Raw genomic sequence first — 23311 nt, forward strand, 5'->3', positions numbered from 1 at the left:
AGAAAAGGGAGAGGTTATTTATGAGTAAGAAATTTAAAAGGCTATTGTTGATAGGCGGGCTAATTATGGCTGTGGTACTGCAGTTGACCGGCTGCGGCAAGAGTGCTGAGGTCAGCAGTCCCAAGAAACCGGAAGTAGTGAATATTGCCTTTCAAGATATCCCTAATGATGAAATCGTGGCCAAAGTTAAGGGCTTTTATGAAAGTGAGTTGGGAGTAAAAGTTAATTTTAAAAAATTTGATTCAGGCCGGGATGTAAATAACGCGTTTGCTTCAAACAGTATTGATATTGGTTTAATGGGTAGTACACCTGCTTCTGTCGGAATATCTAAGGGGCTTGGTTATGAGGTTTTCTGGATTCATGATGTTATTGGTGCCGCTGAATCCCTGGCAGTAAAAAACACCGCAAACATCAATTCAGTTAAGGATTTAAAAGGCAAAAAAGTAGCAGTTCCGTTTAGCTCTACTGCTCATTATAGTTTGTTAAATGCTCTGAAATTAGAGGGTGTAAATCTTGCTGAAGTCAAAATTCTTGATATGCAACCCCCTGATATCTTTGCGGCTTGGCAAAGAGGTGATATTGATGCTGCTTATGTTTGGAACCCAGTTTTGGGGAAACTGCTGGCAGATGGGAAGGTAATTACCGATAGTGGTAAATTAGCAGAAAAAGGCATAGTTACAGCCGATGTTGGTGTTGTTAGCAAAGAATTCGCCCAAAAATATCCTGACATCGTTACAAAGTATATCAAGGTACAGCAAAAAGCATATGACCTCTACAAAAGTAATCCTGATGAAGCTGCTGAAGCACTAGCTAAAGGACTGAACATTGATAAAGCCGAGGCTTTAAAACAAACAAAAGAATTAATATGGCTGTCTGCAAAGGAAGAAGTTACGGATAAGTACTTTGGATCGAGCACAAATAAAGGCAATTTGGCAAAAGTCTTAAAAGCCACAGCAGATTTCCTGGTTGAGCAAAAGGCAATTGAGAATGCACCGGCACTGGATGCTTTTGAGAAAGCAATTAATCCAAAATATATTGAGAATGCTTTAAAATAAGGTTAATTGGGAGGCTTGCAGTATGGTACTAGCTGAACCAGGGTGGGCTGATGAACAGACAGATACTGTTTTAGCCTTGGAAGATGTGTCTTTGACCTATAACTCGGACAATGGCGCAAATGCATTGGAAAACATTAACCTTAGGTTACATGAAGGCGAATTTGTCTGCTTGCTGGGGCCTTCCGGCTGCGGTAAAAGCACCTTGTTAAAGATTATCGCAGGCTTTATTTCCCCATCTGCCGGCAATGCCGTTATGGATGGTGAAAAGATAAAGGGAGCCGATTGGCACCGCGGGGTTGTTTTTCAGCAGCCCCCCCTTTATCCATGGTTGAATACCCAAGAAAATGTCAAGTTTGGGCTAAAAATGCGCAAAATACCGGAAAGTGAGAGCCAAAAACTTACTGAGGAATATCTGAAAAAAGTGGGTTTACTGGAATTTAGCAACAATAAGCCGTATGAATTGTCCGGAGGAATGAAACAGCGTGTCGCAATCGCCAGGGCGTTGGTTAATAAACCCCGTGTATTATTGATGGATGAACCGTTTGGGGCACTGGATGCTCTGACCCGCGAGCAGATGCAGAGTTTGTTGCGCAACATATGGTGGGAATCTAAATGCACGATTCTATTTATTACCCATGATGTAGACGAAGCGTTATCGCTGGGAACCAGGGTGTTGGTGATGTCTAAGCGACCGGGGAGAATCGTTAAGGAATTTAAAACGACTTTCACTTATGCAATTTCCGGAGAGAATTCTAATCGAGTTCGTTATACGGCTCAGTTTTTAAAGGCGCGCGAGGAAATTCTTGAATTAATTAACAAGCAGGAATTCAGTTACAATATATAAATACTTTATGTTTAGATTGCAGAGCACCCTAAGCGAGCTGCTGCATCGTTGAGTAATGGGCTTTTTCTACTTCTGCATTTTCCATCGGTGCTAGGGAACTAAAAATAAAACGGATCCCATAATTGCAGGGCGGTCAGGGCACCGCCCAATCCAATTTTGCAACAATAAACCTGATACACAGAGCGGCACGGTCTAGAAGTACAGGGGCATATGAGTGCGGTGGCTATTACTCATTTCTGATAGACGGCTATTGACAGTAGGGCAGTTTTACGAGATAATAAAAACATACCGACTGGTAGGTATGTAAATGTGCATACTTTGTGAAAGGCGACGATAAGATGGCTAAAGAAAGTATTATCATTGCAGCGTTAGGCCTGTTTTTACGGCGTGGCTACAAATCTGTTTCGCTGATTGATGTTGCTAATGAGCTTGGCATTACCAAAGGCGGGATCTATCATTATTTCTCCAGCAAGGATGAATTGCTGCGCACGGCGCTTAATTTCTTCTTTCAACGGTTTGAAGCAAAATATACTGACTTACTAAGTGACAAATATAGTATTCAGGAGGTTTTGCATTCATTAATGGTTGATGATGCCTTTGAGCGGTACTCCAAAGAGCTTTTTGGGTTAGAACGCGAGTGTAGTGTTGATCATATGCATTTTATGATTGAGATGATGCTCCTGTTTCCTGATATCCAGGAGAAAGTTCAACAAAGCCAAGTTTTGATCTGTGAGGCTTTTGCCAAACGAATTCAGGCAGCTGTCGAAAAAGGAGAACTAAAGAGCAATCTCGATAGTTATGCCTTGGCGGCTAATATTATGGCAATGGTCAATGGCCAAAAATCATTGGGAAGTCATTTCCGGTACCCAGAGATGCGTAAGCGAATGATGGATAATATGTGGGCATTGATGAATACTTAGCGCAGGCAGCAAGGCGCTAATATTTTTAGATTTAACATACCGACTGGTAGGTATGTTAAATATTTCTAAGTAAAATGGAGGAATTGTCTGAAATGAAAAGATCGAAAGTTAAACACTGGATAGTTCCCCTGATATTGTTAGTGGGAATCACGCTGGTTGTACGTACTGGCGTATTTGCAGGCACTAAACAGCAAACAAATGCGGCTGAGAGTGCACTAAGTGTAAAAACTGCGCAGGCCGAATATATGGATATAATACCCAGCCTGACCTTAAACGGTACTCTGGAAGGACAAACGTCAGCCACAGTGAGTGCTAAAATCTCAGGACGAATTGAACAGGTTCTTGTTCAAGAGGGGCAGCAGGTCAAAGCAGGCGATCCACTGGTGAAGATGGAGTCGGTTGAACTGGCAAACTCTGCCCGTCAGGCCGGTGATGCCGTGAGAAAAGCCCAGGTTGGTTATGAATTGGCACTGAACGATTTTAATCGTTATCAGATGCTGTATGATAAAGGGGCTGTCTCCGAACAGCAGCTAGATAATGCCAGGGCCAAACTGAAAACTGCTGAGGCTGATTTATCAAGCGCTGCATCTAACCAAAGCAGTGCGCAGCAGCAGTATAGCTATGGCGTAATAAGCTCGCCGGTTGATGGTGTTATTGCTAATAAGACGGCTACTATCGGCCAGGTTGTCTCTCCAGGGGCGGCATTGATGGTGGTGCAGGATATCAATCAGGTATATGCTGTAATCAATGTAGAGCAAAAAGATTTAGGGCGCATTAAAATTGGACAAAAGGCCAATGTAACTGTTGATGCCTATGCCGGCAAAATATTTCCTGGTGTGGTCGAGGTTATGAATCCGGAAGCGGGAGCTGCAAGCCGGATGTTCCGCACTAAGATTAAAGTGGATAATACCGGTGGCGAGTTAAAACCAGGCATGTTTGCCAACATACAACTGACGACAGGCGATAGTGCTAAGGTTCTTACTGTACCGCAAGCGGCAGTTGTGCAAAAACAAGGTTTATATTATGTTTTCATTGTTGAAAACGACAAGGCTGTTCGCCGTCAGATTGAGATCGGTGATATCAGCAGTAATACAATTGCTGTTAAAGCCGGTGTACAGCCGGGAGAACAGGTAATTACGAGCAGCGTCAACCGCATTAAAGACGGAGATGCTGTGAAAGTAACGCAATAGAGTAGGGGAGAGGTCATGAAACTTACTGAGATTAGTATTAAGCGTCCGGTATTTTCAACAGTAATAATTTTGGCGCTGGTAGTTTTAGGCTTGGTTAGTTATATGTCCTTAAATGTGGATCAATACCCCAGCATTGAAATTCCAGTCGTCGCAGTTACTGTGCAGTATCCTGGCGCATCGCCGGAACAAGTCGAAACCAAGGTGACGCAAAAGGTGGAAGAAGCTGTTAATGTGGTGTCCGGTGTTGAGCATGTCACCTCAACGGCAAGCGAAGGCTTGTCAACAACAGTTATTCAATTTACCATGGAAACCAATGCGGACACTGCTGCCCAGGACGTCCGTGATAAAATAGGCAGTCTCCAGGCGCTGCTGCCACAAGATGCGAAAGCACCTACAGTTATCCGTTTTGACCCTGATGATACTCCAATTATGACGATTGCTTTGACTGGGGATCTCAATCAGCGGGAGTTGACGGTGCTTGCTGAAGATACACTGACTAAGCGGCTAAAAGCAATAAACGGGGTAGCTTCAGTTACCGTTCAGGGGGGCCTGGAACGGGAAATCCAAATTCGTCTGGATAGTAACCAGATGGCAGCCTATGGCCTGACCGTACCGGAAGTAATCAATGGCCTGCGTAATGAGAACATTGATTCTCCTGGCGGTAAAGTAACTGACGGCCAACGGGAAACCGATTTGCGGGCAGTGGGAAGTATTACATCGACCAGTCAGTTTCTTAATATACCTGTTGGTCAACGCGATGGGGTTCAGCTTTATGTGAGAAATATAGCGACAATTAAAGACACCACTGCCGATGTCGGTTCGATTACCAAGCTGGACGGCAAGCCGGCGCTTGGCTTGGAGATCATGAAACAATCAGGCAGCAATACGGTTAAGGTTGTAGAGAACGTGAAAAAACAGTTGGCAAGCATTAATAAGGAACTGCCGCCAGGCGTTGATCTGGTAGTGGTCCGCGACAACTCTATAACCATTCATGAATCAGTGCAGGATGTTCAATTCAATCTGATTGTTGGTGGTGTTTTGGCAGTTGCGATCGTCTTTTTGTTCCTGGGCAATTGGCGAACCACGATTATTGCCGGTATTGCTATTCCAGTTTCCGTCATTGCTTCCTTTTTAGCGATGAAGGTACTGGGCTTTACCCTGAACACAATGTCGCTTTTAGCTTTATCACTGGCTGTTGGCCTGTTGATTGACGATGCGATTGTTGTTATAGAGAACATTGTGCGCCATCTGGAGATGGGAAAAGATAAGGTAACGGCTGCTCTTGATGGGACCGCTGAGATTGGTCTTGCTGTTATGGCAACTACGTTTACCCTGGTAGCTGTTTTCGTGCCTGTTGGCATGATGAACGGGATTGTCGGTCAATTCTTTAAAGAGTTCGGCATAACCGTGGCGGCCAGCGTATTGGTTTCACTGTTTGTTGCCTTCACATTAACCCCGATGTTATCAGCAAAATATCTGGATCATTCTGAGATTAAAGGGTCCACAAGATTAGGGCAGGTATGGCTTAAATGGAACAACTGGTTTGACAGATTAACAACAAAATACGGTGAATTTTTACGTCTGGCGTTAGGCCACCGCCGTAAAATCCTGTTTGCGGCAGTCGTGTTATTCATAGGCAGCCTGGCGCTCCTGCCGCTATTAGGTTCCACCTTTGTACCTGATGCCGATAATGGGGAAATAACGGTAACTGCTGTTGTTGACCCCGGTCTGAGCGTACAGGCGGTGAGCGAAATGGCTGATACTATGTCACAAACGATTCGGGAAATACCTGAGGCCAAAATGACGTATAGTGTAACAAAGGCGAATAACATTAATATCATGGCACAGCTTTCAGCGAAAAATGAGCGTACTATTAGTGACACTGCGATTATTGAAGATCTCCGGCAAAAATTCAGGGAGATTCCCGGTGCTGAGATCAGCGTGTCTAAAAAATCAGGAATGTCAAGCGGTAAGCCGGTATCACTTGTAATACAAGGGCAATCGCTGGAGACGTTAGCCGATATTTCCGAACAGGTGCAACAAATCGTTGCCAGTGTACCGGGAACTGTTGAGGTAACATCCAGTTATGAATCCGGCAACCCTGATGCTCAGATTGTAGTTAATCGGGACCGGGCGTCTGACCTTGGTATTTCAGCGGCCAGCATTGCTGATACGCTCCAGGCAATGTTTAACGGTAAAGTTGTGACCGACTTTAAAGAAGCTGATGATGCCTATGATGTCAGGGTAATCTTAGATCCTGAAGCTCGCCGCAGTTTAGCTGATGTCAATAAGGTATACCTGTCCAGTACTGCCCGCGCCAATGGGCAAGCTGTGATGGTTCCGCTGTCACAGGTAACTGACACCGTATACGCAACAAGCCCGGCCCAAATTAAACGTTATGACAATCAGCAACAGATTACGATCTCGGCTAATCTAAGTGGTACTACACTGGGCGACTTTAACAAAGAGTTTAATAAACGGGTTGCCAACTTGCAAATGCCGGAAGGCTATAAATTTGTGACAACCGGTCAAACCCAGTCAATGAATGATGCCTTCAAAGGCATGATTATGGCACTGGCTATGGCGGTACTGTTTATCTTCTTTGTATTGGCAGCTCAGTTTGAAAGCTATATTGATCCTTTTGCGATTATGCTGGCATTACCGCTTGCTATAATCGGTGCGATTGTTGGCCTATTGGTTATGGGCAGTGACCTAAGTATAATGTCCCTGATTGGTATCATTATGCTCATGGGTCTGGTAACCAAGAATGCCATCTTGCTCATCGATTTCGCCAAACAGCGCCGCGCCGCAGGTATAGAGCGCAATCAGGCGCTGGTAGAAGCAGCGGTTCAGCGGATGCGGCCAATCATTATGACAACAGCAGCCATGATTGTTGGGATGATTCCGTTAGCCTTAGGAATCGGACCGGGTGCTGAAGCCCGTGCGCCGATGGCCCATGCGATCATTGGCGGCCTGATCACTTCAACAATCCTCACTTTGGTGGTCGTACCTGTTGTATATACGCTGTTTGACGATTTACAGAACGGCAAATTAAGCTTAAAAGCAGTCTTCCGCAAGGCGCAATAGCAGTATAACAAGTTAACGCAGACTGGCATCGTATTTTAAACGGTGTCAGTCTGCGTTTTTAAGTAATATTTGATAGTAGTCCTTTCCGCTAATGCTATACGCCAGTATAATGAATATAAAAGTAAATTGCACTACAACAAATTTAGTTCTATATAATTTAGGATCTCTCAACTAACTGGAGTCAAATTGAGGTGGATTTATGAAGATTACTATTATTGCTCCTATGACCAACATTGTTGATACCGCCAAAGAGGTGCTGGCCAAACGAGACTTTGATTGGGAGGGAGAGATAGAGATAATACCTGGCCTTTTGGAGGCTGGGTTAGAACAAGCATATCAGGCTGTAGCAAGAGGTACAGATGTAATTGTCAGCCGCGGTGCAACTGCTTCGCTGATTGCAAAGCATGTGGATGTTCCGGTAGTAGAGATTCAGGTTACAGCCTTTGATATTCTTCGGGCTTTGAAAAGCATTGGTGATGTTTCGGGTACGGTGGGTGTGGTATTTATGCGGCGCTTTTTGTTTGAGTGTGAAAAGCTAGGGGAACTGATTGGCACACCGATCCGTGAGATCCTCGTAGAAAACGAGATGTTTGACGAAACAGTGATTGAAACCGCCTGTCGTGAAGGTATTAGCACGTTTATGGGCGATGCGTTATCGGCTCAGCTTCTTATCGAAAGGGGGTTAAAGGTTGTACTGATTGAATCCTCAGCAGAGGCTGTCAGTAAAGCGATTATTGATGCAATCAATCTTGCTCATGTGCGTCTGCGAGAGAGAGAAAAGGCAGAGCTGTTTCGGATAATCATAGATGCCTCGGCAGATGGAATCATTGCCATAGATAAAAATGAGCAGGTTACGATTTTTAACCCGGCTTTAGAACGAATGTATAAAATGCAAAGCTCCGACGTTATTGGCAGGCCGATTGGAGACATTATCCCGGACGATCGTTTGCGGGATTGTCTGACTGGCTATAAGTATGAAAGGGAAAGCGTACAGAGTGTAAATGAACGGATTTTTGCGATAAAGCGAATTCCAATTAAACTTGGCGAAGATATAGTCGGAGCTGTAGCCAATGTGCAGGATGTGACTCAACTGCAGTATTTTGAGCAGATTGTCCGTCAAAAATTAAATAAAAATGGACTCAAGGCTAAGTTTCACCTGGAACATTTGATTGCTTCTTCCCCGCAAATGAAAGTTATTAAGGAACGTGTGCGGCAGTACTCAGGCAATGATGCTACCGTGCTGATAACTGGTGAATCCGGAACCGGCAAGGAACGGGTTGCGCAGAGTATTCATAACTCAAGTAAACGGAAAACAGGACCATTTGTGGCAATAAATTGTGCGGCGCTGCCGGAAAGTTTATTGGAGAGTGAGCTTTTTGGCTATGATGAAGGAGCTTTTACTGGGGCCAAAAGAGGTGGTAAGTCCGGGTTGTTCGAGTTAGCGCACGGGGGTACCATTTTTTTGGATGAGATTGGCGAGATGCCTTTGGCGTTGCAGGCAAGGCTGCTGCGCGTTTTGCAAGAAAAGGAAGTAATGAGGTTAGGTGCTGACGGTATCATACCGGTAAATGTGCGGGTACTGGCTGCTACCAACCAAGATATGGTGTCCTTAGTTGACGATAAAAAGTTTCGGGCTGATCTGTACTATCGGCTAGATGTTCTCCGGCTGCATATTCCACCGCTCAGGGAGCGGCTCGAAGATATTCCTGAGTTAATCCAGAGTTTTCTGGAGAAGTCGCCCTGTAACAACATAGTAGGTATTACTGAGAATGCTGTTAAGTTGCTACAGAAGCAATATTGGCGGGGAAATATTCGCGAATTGGAAAACGTTATTGAAAGGGTAAAGTTGCTTACTGATGGTCCAGTTATTGAGGAGACGATGGTTAGGCGGGAGTTGGCAAGCTGCGGACATGTGACAAATGATTTTGCAGGTAAAGATACACCAGGTGCTCTAGAAAAAAATAAAATTGAACAAATTCTGTTTGAGGAAAAATACAACTATACTCAGGCGGCCAAAAGGATGGGCATTAGCAGAACCACTTTATGGAGAAAACTTCGTGACTGGAAAAAATGGAATGAAACAAGCGGGTGAAACAAAATGCTGCGTTTGCAACGTTTTGTTTCTTGAAGACGTGAAAAGCTAATGGTTAGTTTTGAATTGTTGCATAACCATAGGGGAGCCGGATTCAGGCTTTACGCCTGTGGGCGGAGAATCTTTTATTCTTTTTTAGAATCACAGAGGTTAAAACCAATCTGGCACGAATATTGCTAATATTACAAATTAGCGGCAATTAAATAAGTCTTGGAGGCGTAGTTGTGAGTAAATTCAAAGCCATCGTTATGAAGTCTAAAGACAATGTTGCAACTGTAACTGAGGATATTGCACCAGGTCAGGATATTGAAATCAATATTGAGGGTAAAATTATAAGCCTTCGTGTAACCGATAAAATCCCTTTTGCTCATAAAGTAGCCATTAGAAGTATCTCAAAGGATGAAAAGATTATTAAGTATGGTGAGGTTATCGGGGTGGCAACTACAGATATAGCAGCTGGACAGCACACCCATGTTCATAATCTAGGCGGTTGTCGTGGACGCGGAGACCTAGTGGACTGATAAGATGGCTTGTATCAGATGTATTACAAATTATGGCACAGGAGTGGTAAAGATATGAACTTTATGGGATATCGCCGTCCGGACGGAACAGTCGGAATTCGCAATCATGTACTGATTTTACCGACAGTAAATTGCGCCAATCAAGTGGCAAGAGGTATTGCCACGAATGTAAGAGGAACTACCTGGGTTGAGCATCAGCATGGTTGCTCCCAGTTAGGAGAAGATGCGAAGCAGACAGCTCGCGCCTTTATCGGTCATGGTATTCATCCCAACGTCTACGGGATAGTGGTGGTAGGTTTAGGCTGTGAAGTGATACGTGCTCAAGATGTGGCAGCAGAAATCAAGAAACAATGCCCTTACAAACCTGTACATACTATTATTATTCAAGACGAGGGCGGCTCAAATAAATCGATACAAGCCGGCGCGGTTGCTGCACAGAACATGATGGTGGAAGCGTCTGTGCTGAAACGAGAGACTATCGACCTATCAGAACTCATTCTTGGAACCGAATGCGGCGGCTCTGATGCCTGCTCAGGGCTTTCGGGCAATCCAGCGCTGGGAGCGGCTAGTGATATGTTAATAGACGCCGGCGGTACATCGATACTTGCTGAGACCGCAGAACTAATTGGTGCCGAGCATATTATTGCAGAACGTGCAGTTAATGAGGATGTAAAGCAGCGGTGTTACACGACCATTAGGAACTTCGAGGACTCTGCCAAGAAAATGGGAGTAGATATGCGGGGAAGTAATCCCACACCAGGTAATATTGAGGGTGGGATATCCTCCATTGAAGAAAAGTCTTTGGGGTGTGTGTATAAGGGTGGAACACGACCGTTGCAAGAAGTCATCCGCTGGGCGGAAAAGATAACTACCAAGGGACTTGTCTTTATGGATACTCCAGGTAATGATATTGAACAATTGACCGGAATGGTGGCTGGCGGTTGTCATATCTGCGTATTTACAACAGGCCGCGGTACTCCTACCGGGTCGCCAATCGCACCTACCATCAAAGTAGCGACCAATTCAGCCATGTTTCATAGAATGAGAGACAATATGGATGTGAACGCAGGTACAATCATAACCGGTGAGGAAACGGTTGAGCAGGTTGGCCAACGTATATTTGCGGAGATGGTAGAGGTTGCATCTGGTAAAATTACCAAGGCTGAGGTCTTGGGACATAACGATTTTGCTATTGTCCGTATTGGGCCAACTATGTAGATATATAGTAAATGGTTTTTAAAGCAAGCCAGTTAAATCTATAACTATATGGGATCTAGGAGGGGACTTTTTGTGAGTATTATACAAGAACTGCTGAAGGGGACTCAACTACCGCGAATGGTGAAAATTCGCCAAAAATTTAAGGTAACAGAAGTGAGCGATATATCAGAAACTATCCGGCAGGAGTTTGCTAAAGCGGGCATCGGTGATAGGGTAAAAGCGGGCATGCGCATTGCTATCGCGGTTGGCAGCCGGGGTCTTGACAAACTTCCTGAACTTGTCCGGCTTACAGTGGTGGAAATAAAAAAACGAGGCGGGCAACCCTTCGTCGTACCGGCAATGGGCAGTCATGGCGGCGCAACTGCTAGTGGGCAAGAGAGGGTACTAGCCAATCTTGGCGTCACGGAAGAAAGTGTTGGTTGTCCAATCATCTCATCGATGGAAGTCGTTGAGATTGGAAAAATCGATAATGGTCTGGCTGTGCATATGGATAAACAGGCCTATGAAGCAGACGGCATTGTAGTCATTAACCGTATAAAACCCCATACTGCTTACCGGGGACCTTGTGAAAGCGGGTTAGCGAAAATGCTTACCATTGGTCTAGGGAAGCAAAAGGGTGCAGAGACCTGTCATATGTATAGTTTTAAACATATGGCCGAGCATGTTTTTGAAATGGCGCAGGTTAAAATTGCTCGCAGCAAGGTTTTGTTTGCTATCGGAACTGTCGAAAACGCCTATGACAAAATCTCTACCCTGGTAGCCGTTCCTGCAGAAAATATTATGGATGTGGACCAGAAGTTGTTGTTTGAGGCCAAAGCTAAGATGCCGCGAATTTTGTTTGACTCGATTGATGTTCTTGTCGTGGATCAGATAGGCAAGGAGATATCTGGTGATGGGATGGATCCAAACATAACCGGGCGTTACCCCACCCCGTATGCTAGCGGTGGTCCGGACGTCAATAAACTGGTAGTCCTTGATTTGACAAAAGAGACTAATGGCAATGCTTGTGGAATAGGTGTCGGGGATTATACGACTCGTAAATTATTTAATAAGATCGATTTTGATTACACCTATGCCAATTGCATAACAAACACAACTCCCGCGCCTGCCCGTCTTCCTATGGTTATGGCCGATGACAGGGAAGCACTGCTGGCTGCAGTTAAGACCTGCAATGCCCGGGACATGTCAAAGGTCAAACTGGTTAGGATTAAAGACACTCTCCATCTGGGGGAGATACTTATCTCTGAGGCCCTTTTGGAGGAAGCACAGGCCAATCCGGATATTGAAATTTGCGGCGATCCTACGGAGATGCAGTTTGATGATGCCGGCAACCTTATCGGTTAATAGGGAAAGTGAAATCTCAGGTGGTTTGAGCTAACCTGAATCATACACTCTTGATCCAATACGGAGAACTTTATCACTGGTAACGCACAAAAATGGTCTCAACCCTTATGGAATGCGGGGGTGAGGCCGTTTTTTTGTAAACAATATCGGTGGCAGCTATTGGGGATGATTGGATATTGGGCATAAACGTTGTAAGTGCTGCCACAAGCATTGGGATCTGCAAGAACATACATTTTCGGATGGTCAATTTTATTTCTTATTCACATACTGTATAATGAAAGTGTTTCTTATCGAATAACACTATATAAAGTCAGGTTGATATAATAGAGTCGAATTGGAAGAAGACCAAAAAGGTGTGAATTTATGACTGATAATAGCATTTATAAAAGATATATACCAGCCGTTACTCCCCGCAATGATGATGCTGAGTTAGTATGGATGTTTATTTTTAAGGGTACTAAAATACTCATTAAAGAGGGTTTAGAGCATCCAAACATACCTACCAGTAAAGATTTCAGTGGAATAGAACCGGCATTTATAAATAAGCAATATCTCGGAGAGCTGGATGGATATCCGTGCTATTGTATGGAGGTCAATGACTTAGTCGATATTCCTGCGGGTATGAGTTTCAAAGAGTTAAGAACATTGCTGGATCAGGTAGAAGAAGATATATTTTTGCTAGCGGGTAGAGCCTTTCAAATAGTAAATTGGAATCGAATGAATAAGTTTTGCGGTAAATGTGGAGCGATGACAGAACCAAAACGAAGTGAGTTGGCAAAGGTGTGTTCAAGTTGCGGTTCTGTATATTACCCCCGAATTTCACCGGCTGTAATTGTTGCCGTTGTGAGATGTGACAGAATCCTTCTCGCCCACAATAAAAACTTTAGACCCAACTGGTATAGCGTACTTGCAGGATTTGTAGAGCCGGGAGAGACCTTTGAAGATTGTGTAACAAGAGAGGTCATGGAAGAAGTCGGCATAAGGGTAAAGAATATAAAATATTTTGCCAGCCAACCTTGGCCCTTTCCAGACTCCTTAATGGTTGGTTTTATTGCCGAATATGAAAGTGGAGAAATTATTGTTGATGGTGAAGAGATCGACGATGCCGATTGGTATGGATGCGATAATCTTCCGCCAAGGCCGAATAATACTACTATTGCCGGCAGGTTGATAGAGGTGGTGCTATATGACAGATTTGGAAACTAGAGTAAAAGAAGTATGGAGTCTTCTTCATTCTATGCCTGAAGTCGGTTTTGAAGAGTTTAAAACAGCCGCTTATTTAGCAGAGCAGCTAGAAAAGGCTGGGTATAATGTAAAAACCGGAATCGGTGGAACAGGCGTCACCGGCCTGTTGGATAGTGGACATCCGGGACCTACGATCTGTATACGGGCAGATATGGATGCGTTGGCCCACAGTGTTAATGGCCAGGAGTGTGCCATTCATTCTTGTGGACATGATGCGCATGCTGCTATGGTGTTAACAGTGGCCGAAGCTATAGTCCCGAGAAGCATCAAGAATGGTAAAGTAAAGATTTTCTTTCAACCCGCCGAAGAAAAATTATTCGGTGCACTTCGTACAATTGAAGATGGGGTTATTGAGGATGTAGATATTCTGTTGGGAATTCATTTACGGCCAATTCAAGAAGCTAAATTGAATCAGGCAACACCGGCACTATGCCATGGAGCCAGTTATATTATGGAGGCCGAAATTCAAGGAGAAGCTAGTCATGGAGCTAGACCACACCTGGGGGTTAATGCCGTAGATGCGGCTGCAGCAGTGGTAAATGCAATTAATGCGATCCACGTAAATCCTGTCATCCCGGCAACCGCCAAGGTTACTAAACTTCAGGCTGGCGGTGCCGCTCTTAATGCGATTCCTGATAGAGCATATATGGCATTTGACCTGCGAGCTCAGAGCAACGCCGTTATGGAAGAATTACAAGCTAAGGCTACCCAGGCAATTAAAGGCGGGGCAGCTACTGTTGGTGCCTGCGCAGCTATTGAGTTAACAGGTGGCTGCCCGGCAGCGGAGTATAATGACGATATGATTGTTTTAGCCAGAGAAGCAATAGCAGCTGTGCTGGGAGAACAAGGGGTGCTAGATCCGATCACTACGCCGGGTGGCGAGGATTTCCACTTTTTTGTAAAGCACAAACCAAGCTTGAAAACTGGTTATATAGGTCTGGGTGCAGATCTAACACCCGGGCTTCATAATCCAGCTATGGTTTTTAATCCGGCTGCATTAATAAATGGGGTAAATATTCTGCTCTACATGGTAGATAAGCTAGTCGGTAGCGGGGCAGGGGAAATTGCCTATACACTATCTGCGCCAAAATCCTGTTCTAATTCGTAACGCGATACGGAAAGATAATAATCGAGAAAAATCACCGTACCCAGTGAGGGGTACGGTGATTTTTTTTGCAAGAAAGAGCAATACTTCCACATTTTAACGGTGACTGTATTTTCCGAATTGTATTGACAATGAGTAAGTGTGGAATTATAATGAGCATAAATAATAATAAACGAGCAAATAATATCAAATTTACCTCGAAAAACGATCAAAAATGATTGAGCGTGAAAGAAGGTGAATGAGCGGCGATTGATGAGCGAAAATACAACTGAGATCAGAGATTAAGGAGGGAGAACATGAGAGAGAGTCTTCAAAAATTCGGTGGTTTTCTGGCAGGCATGGTTATACCCAATATTTCGGCAATCATTTGTTGGGGGTTTATTACCGCTTTCTTTATCCCCACAGGGTGGGTTCCTGACGAATATTTAGCCAAACTTGTCGGGCCGATGATTCAATATCTGCTACCGACGCTAATCGGCTTTTCCGGTGGCCGCCTTGTTTACGGCTTGCGGGGCGGGGTAATTGGCGCTACTGCTACCATGGGAGTCATTGTTGGCAGCACCATCCCCATGTTTATCGGAGCTATGATTATGGGGCCATTTGGTGGCTGGGTCATAAAAAAATGGGACGAAATGATTGAAAACAAGATTCCAACCGGGTTTGAGATGCTGGTCAATAATTTTTCTGGCGGCATCTTAGGCATGATTCTGGTTCTGCTTGCCTATAACATTATTGGCCCGGTAGTCGCAAGCCTTGCTACGTTTCTCGGTAATACAGCGAAAGTCATTACCGAAGCCAAGCTGTTGCCGCTCTTGGCCCTGCTGATTGAGCCTGGTAAGGTATTATTCTTGAACAATGCCATTAATCATGGGGTGTTCTCACCCATTGGCATTGCAGAAGTCAAAGAATTTGGCAAGTCCATCTTTTTCTTGCTGGAAGCAAACCCTGGCCCTGGTCTGGGACTGCTGTTGGCTTATTGGGTGTTTGGCAAAGGCATGGGGAAACAGTCCGCACCAGGTGCTATCATTATTCATTTTCTTGGCGGTATTCATGAAATCTATTTCCCTTATGTATTGATGAATCCCCTATGCCTTATTGGGGTTATTGCCGGTGGCATGGCGGCAGACTTAACCTTCTTATTGCTTAATGCCGGATTAGTTGCTACTCCCTCACCGGGAAGCATCTTTACCCTGATTGCTATGACTCCTAAAGGCGGCCTGTTCGGGGTTCTTGCAGGTATTACTGTAGGCACCATTGTATCTTTCCTGGTCTCCAGTCCGTTTGTCCGTGCATATAGTGGCAATGTTGACGAACAGAGCGGCGCGGATTTTGCAAGTGCTCAACAACTGGTCAAATCCTTGAAACCGTCTAAGGTTGGAGAACAAGGTCCTCAGGCGGCTAATAGCCAAACTCTCGCAACTAAAGAAGCAGGACTGGTGAAAAAGATTGTATTTGCCTGTGAGGCAGGTATGGGATCGTCAGTTATGGCTGTCTCTGTGCTTAAGAAAAAACTTGCCCAGGCAGGGAAAAAAGATATCGAGGTTATCCATAGCCCGGTGAATCAAATCCCCCAAGATGCAGACATTGTATTGACGGCGATGGGCTTAGTCGAAAGTGCCAGGAAAATAGCATCACCGGGGACCCGGGTGTATGGCGTGCAGGATTTTATTAATTCTCCGGTTTATGACGAAGTGATCAAACAGTGTTAAGATTACTGCCTGCATGACAGCGGTATAACCTTTCTTAAACAGGTGATAGCGCGCCGCCGGACTGGCTTGGTTGTTTCAATCGTCTTGTTCAGCGGCGCGGTTTGTTATTCCCCAATATACTGATAGCTAAGGAGAATGAATATCATGCGTTTTGACCGTAATCTGGTATTTATAAAGGCTGACTTTAATAGCAAGGACGAAATTGTTGAATTTTTAGGCCGTCAACTTGTTCAGGCCGGGGCAGTGCATCCTGAATATATTACAGCCATGCATAAACGCGAGCAGGATATTGGCACCTATATTACCGAGGGGGTCGCAATTCCCCATGGTACTGAGGAAAGCCGCAGCCTGGTAAAAAAAGCGGCCATTGTCGTACTAAAGGTGCCTCAGGGCATCGAATGGATTGACGGTAAAAAGGTATATCTGGCCTTCGGTATTGCCGGTAACAATGAAGATCATGTTGCCCTGCTGGGCGGGTTGGCCACCATTCTCATGGATGCTGAGCAAAAGGAAAAACTCATGGCCGCCAAGAGCGAAGAGGACTTATTTGCCTATCTTGACGAAAATATCGAATAAATGTCCAACTATGGTTAATGTGTGACTGGAGGAAATTATGTTTGCCGAAGAACGAAAAACTGAGATCTTACAACTTGTTAAAATAGGTAATCCGGTAACGGTAACTAGTTTAAGCCAACGTTTCGGTGTTTCAGAGTCTACGGTGCGCCGGGATTTGCAAGAACTGGAAGACAACGGCCTCATCCAACGGACACACGGGGGAGCCATTTCAGTACAGACAGGCTTTGAAATGAGTTTTCAGGAAAAGGAAGTTCGCTTTTTAACGGAAAAACAACAGATTGCCACCTTAGCAGCTAACTTGGTGAATGATGGTGAGACTGTACTCATTGACTCAGGAACAACCACGCTGGAAATCGCTCGATTATTGCGTTCTAAAAAAATTACTGTTGCGACCAATAGTATGGATATTGCTCAGGTTTTTAGTGACGACGCCGGTGTGGAAACAGTATTGTTAGGCGGGACACTTCGGAAAAATACACGAGCATTAGTAGGGTATCTGACCAATGATGCCTTGCGGAAGATGTATTTTGACAAGGTGTTTTTAGCAGCTAACGGTATTGATGCCGAATTTGGGATCACCACGCCAAACCTGACTGAGGCAGAGACCAAACGATATATGCTCCAGGCCGGCAAAGAGAAAATTCTGGTAGCCGATCATTCCAAGATCGGTCAGCGAAGTTTATGCCGGATTTGTGGTCTTGAGGAGATTGACTTGTTAATCACTGACAAGGGGATTAATGACGCCGATGACCAGCAACTTGGCGCTTTAGTCAGAATCATGACACAAACTATTCTATAACGGGAGGTGACCGGCTATGAACAATAACGGACAGCAACAGATTGTAACAATTACTCTAAACCCCGCGCTGGATCAGACTGTATATATACCACAGTTTCAAGTGGGAGAGGTCAATCGAGTTAATCAACAGCGTATTGATCCAGGCGGTAAAGGCATAAATGTTGCTAAGGTAGTCCGGGCCCTCGGGCACCCGGCTTGTGTTACCGGCTTTCTGGGGCAGGATAATAGTAAGAGTTTTTATGAGTACTTTCATAAACAAGCCATTGAACATTTCTTTGTGGAGGTTGCCGGCGCAGCCAGGGTCAACATTAAAATTGTCGACGATCAAAGCGGCCGGGTAACCGAAATTAACTTCCCGGGATTGAATTGTTCCGGCCAGGACATGGAAGAACTTGAAACAGTTATACGGGGTCTTGCCCAGGAGCACCAGTGGTTTGTTATTGCCGGCAGTCTGCCGCAAGGCGTATCTGATGACATTTATGGCCGGTTGATTGCACTATTGCGGCAACAAGGAGCCAAGGTGTTCCTTGACAGTAGTGGACCGGCCCTGCGCGAAGGCATTAAGGCGGTCCCCTATGCCATTAAGCCGAATTTAGAGGAGCTCGGTCAATTAATTGGCCGGCCGTTGGAAAAAGAAACTGAAATTAGAGCCGCTATCGCCGATTTGCTGGCTGGCGGTATTAATGAGGTCATTGTGACCTTGGGAGCCCGGGGCGCGATTGTGGCCGCAAAAGAGCAAATGTTTTTAGTCAGACCGCCGGCTGTTGTCGCTAATAGTACGGTAGGTGCCGGAGACGCTATGGTTGCCGGTTTTGTTGTCGGAAAAACCCAGGGCTTGTCATTAGCGGATTGTGCCCGTCTGGGAACAGCTGCTGCCACTGCCTCTGTTGTTCAGCCCGGTACGCAAGCAGGTCCGGTCAAAGAAGTGGAAAAATTACTGGCGCATGTCCACATTAGCAGTGAGGCAGCGGCTTTTTAAATAAAATCAAATACACTAGGCAGGTGAAAAAAATGATTGTACGTGAATTCGTAATTAATAATAAAAGCGGGTTGCATGCACGGCCTGCTACTCTATGGGTTCAGACAGCCAGCCAGTTTCAAAGCAGCATTCGACTTAGCAAAGCCAACCGTGAAGTAGATGGGAAAAGCCTGTTAGGCATTCTCTCGCTAGGGTTATCTGCCGGCAGTAGTGTCCAAGTGACTGTAGACGGTCCTGATGAAGTGGCCGCGTCAAGCGAATTGGCAAAGCTGATCGCTGAATTGGCGGAAAAGGGAGAGTAGGCTGATCTATGGATAAAAAAAGATGGCAGGGAATTGGAGCATCATCAGGTTATGCAGCAGGTAGAACTTGGCTGCTCCGTACAGCCGGTTCTGCTCCGGAGCCGGTAGCAGATGCCCCTGGCTCTGTAGATAGCCAAAGCCAACTTGCGCGCCTGCAAAGAGCCATTGTGATTACAGACCAGGCGCTCATTCAGTTTGAAGAGCAGGTTAGAGCCGAAAAAGGGGAAGATTTGGCTCAGATTTTTGCGGCTCACCGGCTGCTGCTTAGTGACCCGGCCTTTACCGGCGAGATGTCGCTAGGTATTCAAAGCAAGCGCTGGACAGCAGAACAGGCAGTAAGGCAAGTAACCGATGAAGCAGTGACGATGTTAACTGCTTTGGATGATCCCTACTTTCGGGAGCGGGTTGTTGATATCCAGGATGTTTCACAGCAGCTTCTGCAGCATTTGGGCGGCAATAGTGCAGGATTAATTCAATTCCCGCCAATCGGCAACTGGGTTGTTATGGCTGAGGAACTAACACCGGCCCAAACCATCTCTTTACCTAAGGATCGTGTAGCGGCCTTTATTGTCCGTAAAGGCGGAAAAACATCACATGCTGCTATTCTTGCCCGTACCTATGGTATTCCGGCGGTTGTTGGTTTAAATAACGGCTGGGAAGAATTGATAGAGTTCAAGGCGGTAGAGCTTGACGGTGATGAGGGGTGGATTGGCGCTCTTGACACGGCGGACCTTGATGCGCTGCCGAGTACTGTGGGAACAAATCATGCGCTTATGCCGGCTGAAGAAGCACAGGCTTATGCCAACATGACGTTAGCTGCCAATATTGGCAACCCTTCCGACGTTTCGTTGGTACACCGTTTCAAAGCGCAAGGTGTAGGCCTATACCGTACCGAGTTTTTATTTATGGGTGATGTTCTTCCCACTGAAGAAGAGCAGGTCGCAGCTTACACTGAGGTGATTACCGCCTGTACCCCCCATGTAACCGTAATAAGGACTCTGGATATTGGCGGCGATAAAAGGGCTCCTGCTTTAGACCTGCCTGAAGAAAAGAACCCGTTTTTAGGGGTCCGTGCCTTGCGGTTATGTTTCAAAAGACCGGAACTTTTTGAAACTCAGCTGCGTGCCATCTGGCGGGCCTCAACAGCAGGTCCGACAGCCGTGATGTTCCCGATGATATCAAACCTGGAAGAGCTGCGAAGAGCCAAGGAATATCTTGAAAAAGCAAGAAAAGCTGTTATTAGCCAGGGCCATGCGGTGGGTTCTGTTCAAGTCGGAATGATGATTGAAGTTCCGGCCGTAGTCTGGATTGCAGCCAAACTAGCCCAAGAGGTTGATTTCTTTAGTATCGGCACTAACGATTTGATCCAATATTCATTAGCTGTCGATCGCGAGAATAGTGAAGTTGCCGATTTATATCAAGCCTACCATCCGGCGGTATTAGGCATGATTGCCCAGGTGGCACGGACAGCCCAAGCGGCTGGTATATGGACTGGTATCTGTGGTGAAGCGGGCGGCGATAGTGTATTGGCTCCCTTCTTTGCAGGTCTGGGAATAGATGAATTGAGTATGTCGCCGGGATTATTACCGAAGATGCGTCAGGCACTGTCCGGGCTGGATAGAGATAAACTTTCCAGCGAAGGTTTTGTTGATAAAATTCTTGATTGTGCGACCGCGGCAGAAGTAACCGATATGTTAAAGTCTTACAACAAAATGGTATCTTAAGAGGTGATAAAAAAATGAAGACACGCGCAGTAAGATTGTATGGGAAAAAAGATTTGCGTCTGGAAACCTTTGAGTTGCCGGCGATAAAAGACGATGAGATTTTGGTTCAAGTCATTTCCGACAGTATCTGCATGTCCAGTTATAAGGCAGCAATTCTCGGACCGGATCATAAACGTGTGCCCAAAGATGTCGCTGAACACCCGGTTATTATCGGCCATGAAATGGCGGGGAATATTGTGGAAGTAGGTGCCAAATGGCAGCACCAGTTTAAGCCGGGAGAGAAGTTTGCTATGCAACCGGCTTTAAACTATAAAGGAAGTATGGATTCACCAGGGTATTCCTACCGTTATTGCGGTGGTGCGGCCACATATGCCATTTTGCCCCAGGAAGTGATGGAATTGGGATGCTTGTTAAAATACGAGGGTGATGCCTATTATGATGCCTCACTTGCGGAACCGATGTCCTGCATCATTGGTGCCTTCCATGCCAGTTACCATACTGACATGGGTTCTTATGAGCACCGGATGGGGATTGTCGAAGGCGGCAAACTTGCTATTCTGGCAGGAGCCGGACCTATGGGGCTGGGCGCAATTGATTATGCTCTATATGGCGGACGGCGGCCGGGAATGATTGTGGTTACAGATGTTGATGAAGCTAAAATTGCGAGGGCTCAGGCGATCTTTCCACCGGCGGAAGTTAAAAAGGACGGTACTGAGCTTATTTTTGTCAACACCAAGGGCATCAGTGATGTGCCTAAATATTTAAAAGAGCTCACTGGTGGTACAGGGTTTGACGATGTCCATGTGTATACACCAATAAGAACGGTAGTGGAGCAGGCTGATCAAATCCTGGGGCGTGACGGTTGCTTGAACTTCTTTGCCGGTCCGACCGATACGGCCTTTTCCGGATTGCTCAACTACTATAATGTTCATTACAATGCTGCCCATGTGATGGGCACTACTGGCGGCAATACCAATGATATGATTGAATCGCTGCGGATGACCGAAAAGAATCTGATCAATCCTGCTGTCATGGTCACCCACATCGGTGGTATAGACAGTGTCGCAGAAGCGACCTTAGCATTACCTGAGCTACCAGGCGGGAAAAAACTGATCTATACCGGTATTGATATGGAATTAACCGCCATTGAGGATTTTGCAGCCAAAGGGAAAACCAATCACCATTTTGCTAAACTGGCTGAAATAACTAACCGTAATAAGGGCTTGTGGAGTGCGGAAGCAGAAAAGTATTTGCTGGAGCACTGGTAACAATCCTTTGGAAAAAAGTATGAGTAAACCCGGCTCAAAATTGAGCCGGGTTTACCTGCATTACAGGCTATGTAATGTAGTCCCGATACAACTGCAAATCCAGAGGAATCATAGGAATAAAGATTGCTGGAAATTTGTCTGCTGCCGATACAGTAGAGGATTTATTTAATGCGTTGAGAATTCTACATGTAAGTATTGAAGGTTTGACACTGTGCGTGGTCTAACTTCACAACGCGAACAGGGGGCTAGGACAGAATGATGAACGCATATTTTTTAGCTGGAATTGCAATGGTATTTTGGGGCATAGCTCCGATCTTTGGGAAGCTTGGGCTGGGTGAGGTACAGCCACTAGCCGCGCTTACTATACGCAGTGTGATCATTAGCTTATTGCTTGTAGTGACGGTGACAGTCAAGGGCCAGTGGGGCCTCGTGACCGAAGTAACGGCAAAAAGTGCTATGTACATTGGCCTGGAAGGAATATGCGCCGCATTATTAGGCCAGCTAGCCTACTATTTTGCGTTAAAAGTTGGTGATGTAGGCCGGGTATCACCAGTTGTGGCAGCATTTCCACTAGTGGCAATGTTTTTAGGGATACTATTTCTTGGAGAGAAAGTGACGATTTATAAGGTTTTAGCATCAATGTTCATTGTCCTTGGTATAGTTCTTATAAAATATTAGAGACTTAAGGGGGCGCGAATGCCAAAAAACGTCTTCGTGTCTATTCGGCTGTAAAACAGATATATGTGGACAAAACTGTGCAAAAAAAGGCTTTTTCCTGACTTAGGAACGTTGGACTACTTAGTCACTTGAGGTATAATCAAATTATAGTTGGAAAACTAAATTTGACGTGGAGGGAGTCCATCGTGAAAAAAAAGCTTATTATTGGTATGGTACTTGTTTCCTTGCTATCGGTTACCGCTGTTCCCGCGTCGCAGGCTTTTAACTTCGGTGATATTCTTAAGGTCGGCGGCATTTCTATACTTATAGATAAATTCTCAACACCCCTTAACAATTTCATAAACCAGCTGACCTTTAAACATGGTGCTGGAAGTGAATTCGCCACCAAGGTAGTCCCTATCCTTTCTGTTGGGAATCGCGGTTACATAGGAGCTGCTCAGGTTACAGGCTCGCAAGAATTAGTTGATAAAACCGAAGCAGTCATCCAAATGGAAGGTAACTTTAACAGCAATACGTTTAGGGTTAAAGCGTTAGTGCCTATCGACAGTACTAATCCCACCAACTTTACCCGTGTACAGGGTGTTGGAATATCGGCCATTATTGACATCAAAATTTAACGGAACTATAAAAAACCTCTTGTAGTAAGCTTATCTTA

Annotated in this window: 20 protein-coding genes; all 20 read left to right on the top strand. The window is 45.3% G+C overall.

Going from position 1 to position 23311, the window contains the following annotated elements; genetic code table 11:
* Window positions 1-83: 83 nt before the first annotated feature.
* The 20 genes from VN447_RS18570 (at window position 84) to VN447_RS18665 (ending at window position 23273) form a co-directional block, all read left to right on the top strand.
* Window positions 84-1055 carry an aliphatic sulfonate ABC transporter substrate-binding protein gene (locus VN447_RS18570; protein WP_325527066.1) on the top strand — a complete coding sequence of 324 codons (972 nt, stop codon included), beginning with the start codon at window positions 84-86 and terminating at the stop codon, window positions 1053-1055.
* A 22-nt stretch (window positions 1056-1077) separates the two neighbouring features.
* On the top strand, window positions 1078-1899 hold the full coding sequence (locus tag VN447_RS18575) for an ABC transporter ATP-binding protein (RefSeq protein ID WP_325527068.1): 822 nt from the start codon (window positions 1078-1080) through the stop codon (window positions 1897-1899).
* 338 nt (window positions 1900-2237) lie between these two features.
* On the top strand, window positions 2238-2819 hold the full coding sequence (locus VN447_RS18580) for a TetR/AcrR family transcriptional regulator (protein ID WP_325527070.1): 582 nt from the start codon (window positions 2238-2240) through the stop codon (window positions 2817-2819).
* Between the two features lie 92 nt (window positions 2820-2911).
* Entirely contained in the window at window positions 2912-4009 is a 1098-nt protein-coding gene (locus VN447_RS18585) for an efflux RND transporter periplasmic adaptor subunit (RefSeq protein ID WP_325527072.1), read from the top strand.
* A 15-nt stretch (window positions 4010-4024) separates the two neighbouring features.
* Complete coding sequence (locus tag VN447_RS18590) at window positions 4025-7096, top strand: efflux RND transporter permease subunit (RefSeq protein ID WP_325527074.1); 3072 nt, start codon at window positions 4025-4027, stop codon at window positions 7094-7096.
* Window positions 7097-7295: 199 nt separating this feature from the next.
* A complete protein-coding gene (locus VN447_RS18595; RefSeq protein ID WP_325527076.1) occupies window positions 7296-9188 on the top strand; it encodes a sigma 54-interacting transcriptional regulator in 1893 nt (630 codons plus the stop codon).
* A gap of 224 nt (window positions 9189-9412) precedes the next feature.
* Window positions 9413-9709, top strand: coding sequence for a UxaA family hydrolase (locus VN447_RS18600; protein WP_325527078.1), 297 nt, complete (start codon window positions 9413-9415; stop codon window positions 9707-9709).
* A 54-nt stretch (window positions 9710-9763) separates the two neighbouring features.
* A complete protein-coding gene (locus tag VN447_RS18605; protein ID WP_325527080.1) occupies window positions 9764-10927 on the top strand; it encodes a UxaA family hydrolase in 1164 nt (387 codons plus the stop codon).
* Window positions 10928-10999: 72 nt separating this feature from the next.
* A complete protein-coding gene (locus VN447_RS18610) occupies window positions 11000-12271 on the top strand; it encodes a lactate racemase domain-containing protein (RefSeq protein ID WP_325527082.1) in 1272 nt (423 codons plus the stop codon).
* A gap of 363 nt (window positions 12272-12634) precedes the next feature.
* Window positions 12635-13477: an NAD(+) diphosphatase gene (gene nudC, locus VN447_RS18615; RefSeq protein WP_325527084.1), complete on the top strand. Its 843-nt coding sequence runs from the start codon at window positions 12635-12637 to the stop codon at window positions 13475-13477.
* A complete protein-coding gene (locus VN447_RS18620; RefSeq protein ID WP_325527086.1) occupies window positions 13458-14624 on the top strand; it encodes an amidohydrolase in 1167 nt (388 codons plus the stop codon). The genes nudC and VN447_RS18620 overlap by 20 nt, the downstream gene beginning before the upstream one ends.
* Window positions 14625-14917: 293 nt before the next feature.
* Window positions 14918-16330, top strand: coding sequence for a PTS mannitol transporter subunit IICB (locus VN447_RS18625; RefSeq protein WP_325527088.1), 1413 nt, complete (start codon window positions 14918-14920; stop codon window positions 16328-16330).
* A 144-nt stretch (window positions 16331-16474) separates the two neighbouring features.
* Complete coding sequence (locus VN447_RS18630; protein WP_325527090.1) at window positions 16475-16906, top strand: PTS sugar transporter subunit IIA; 432 nt, start codon at window positions 16475-16477, stop codon at window positions 16904-16906.
* 37 nt (window positions 16907-16943) lie between these two features.
* Window positions 16944-17705, top strand: coding sequence for a DeoR/GlpR family DNA-binding transcription regulator (locus VN447_RS18635; protein ID WP_325527092.1), 762 nt, complete (start codon window positions 16944-16946; stop codon window positions 17703-17705).
* A 16-nt stretch (window positions 17706-17721) separates the two neighbouring features.
* Window positions 17722-18684, top strand: a complete 963-nt coding sequence (pfkB, locus tag VN447_RS18640) for a 1-phosphofructokinase (RefSeq protein WP_325527094.1) — start codon at window positions 17722-17724, stop codon at window positions 18682-18684.
* Window positions 18685-18716: 32 nt separating this feature from the next.
* Complete coding sequence (locus VN447_RS18645) at window positions 18717-18986, top strand: HPr family phosphocarrier protein (RefSeq protein ID WP_325527096.1); 270 nt, start codon at window positions 18717-18719, stop codon at window positions 18984-18986.
* An 8-nt stretch (window positions 18987-18994) separates the two neighbouring features.
* Complete coding sequence (ptsP, locus tag VN447_RS18650; RefSeq protein ID WP_325527098.1) at window positions 18995-20710, top strand: phosphoenolpyruvate--protein phosphotransferase; 1716 nt, start codon at window positions 18995-18997, stop codon at window positions 20708-20710.
* 14 nt (window positions 20711-20724) lie between these two features.
* Window positions 20725-21978 (top strand): zinc-binding dehydrogenase, encoded by a 1254-nt coding sequence (locus tag VN447_RS18655; protein ID WP_325527100.1) that lies wholly within the window; start codon window positions 20725-20727, stop codon window positions 21976-21978.
* 255 nt (window positions 21979-22233) lie between these two features.
* Window positions 22234-22656 (top strand): EamA family transporter, encoded by a 423-nt coding sequence (locus tag VN447_RS18660; RefSeq protein ID WP_325527102.1) that lies wholly within the window; start codon window positions 22234-22236, stop codon window positions 22654-22656.
* 185 nt (window positions 22657-22841) lie between these two features.
* Window positions 22842-23273 carry a hypothetical protein gene (locus VN447_RS18665; protein WP_325527105.1) on the top strand — a complete coding sequence of 144 codons (432 nt, stop codon included), beginning with the start codon at window positions 22842-22844 and terminating at the stop codon, window positions 23271-23273.
* Window positions 23274-23311: the final 38 nt, after the last annotated feature.

The organism is Sporomusa sp. (assembly GCF_035561155.1).
Classification (GTDB): Bacteria; Bacillota; Negativicutes; order Sporomusales; family Sporomusaceae; genus Sporomusa.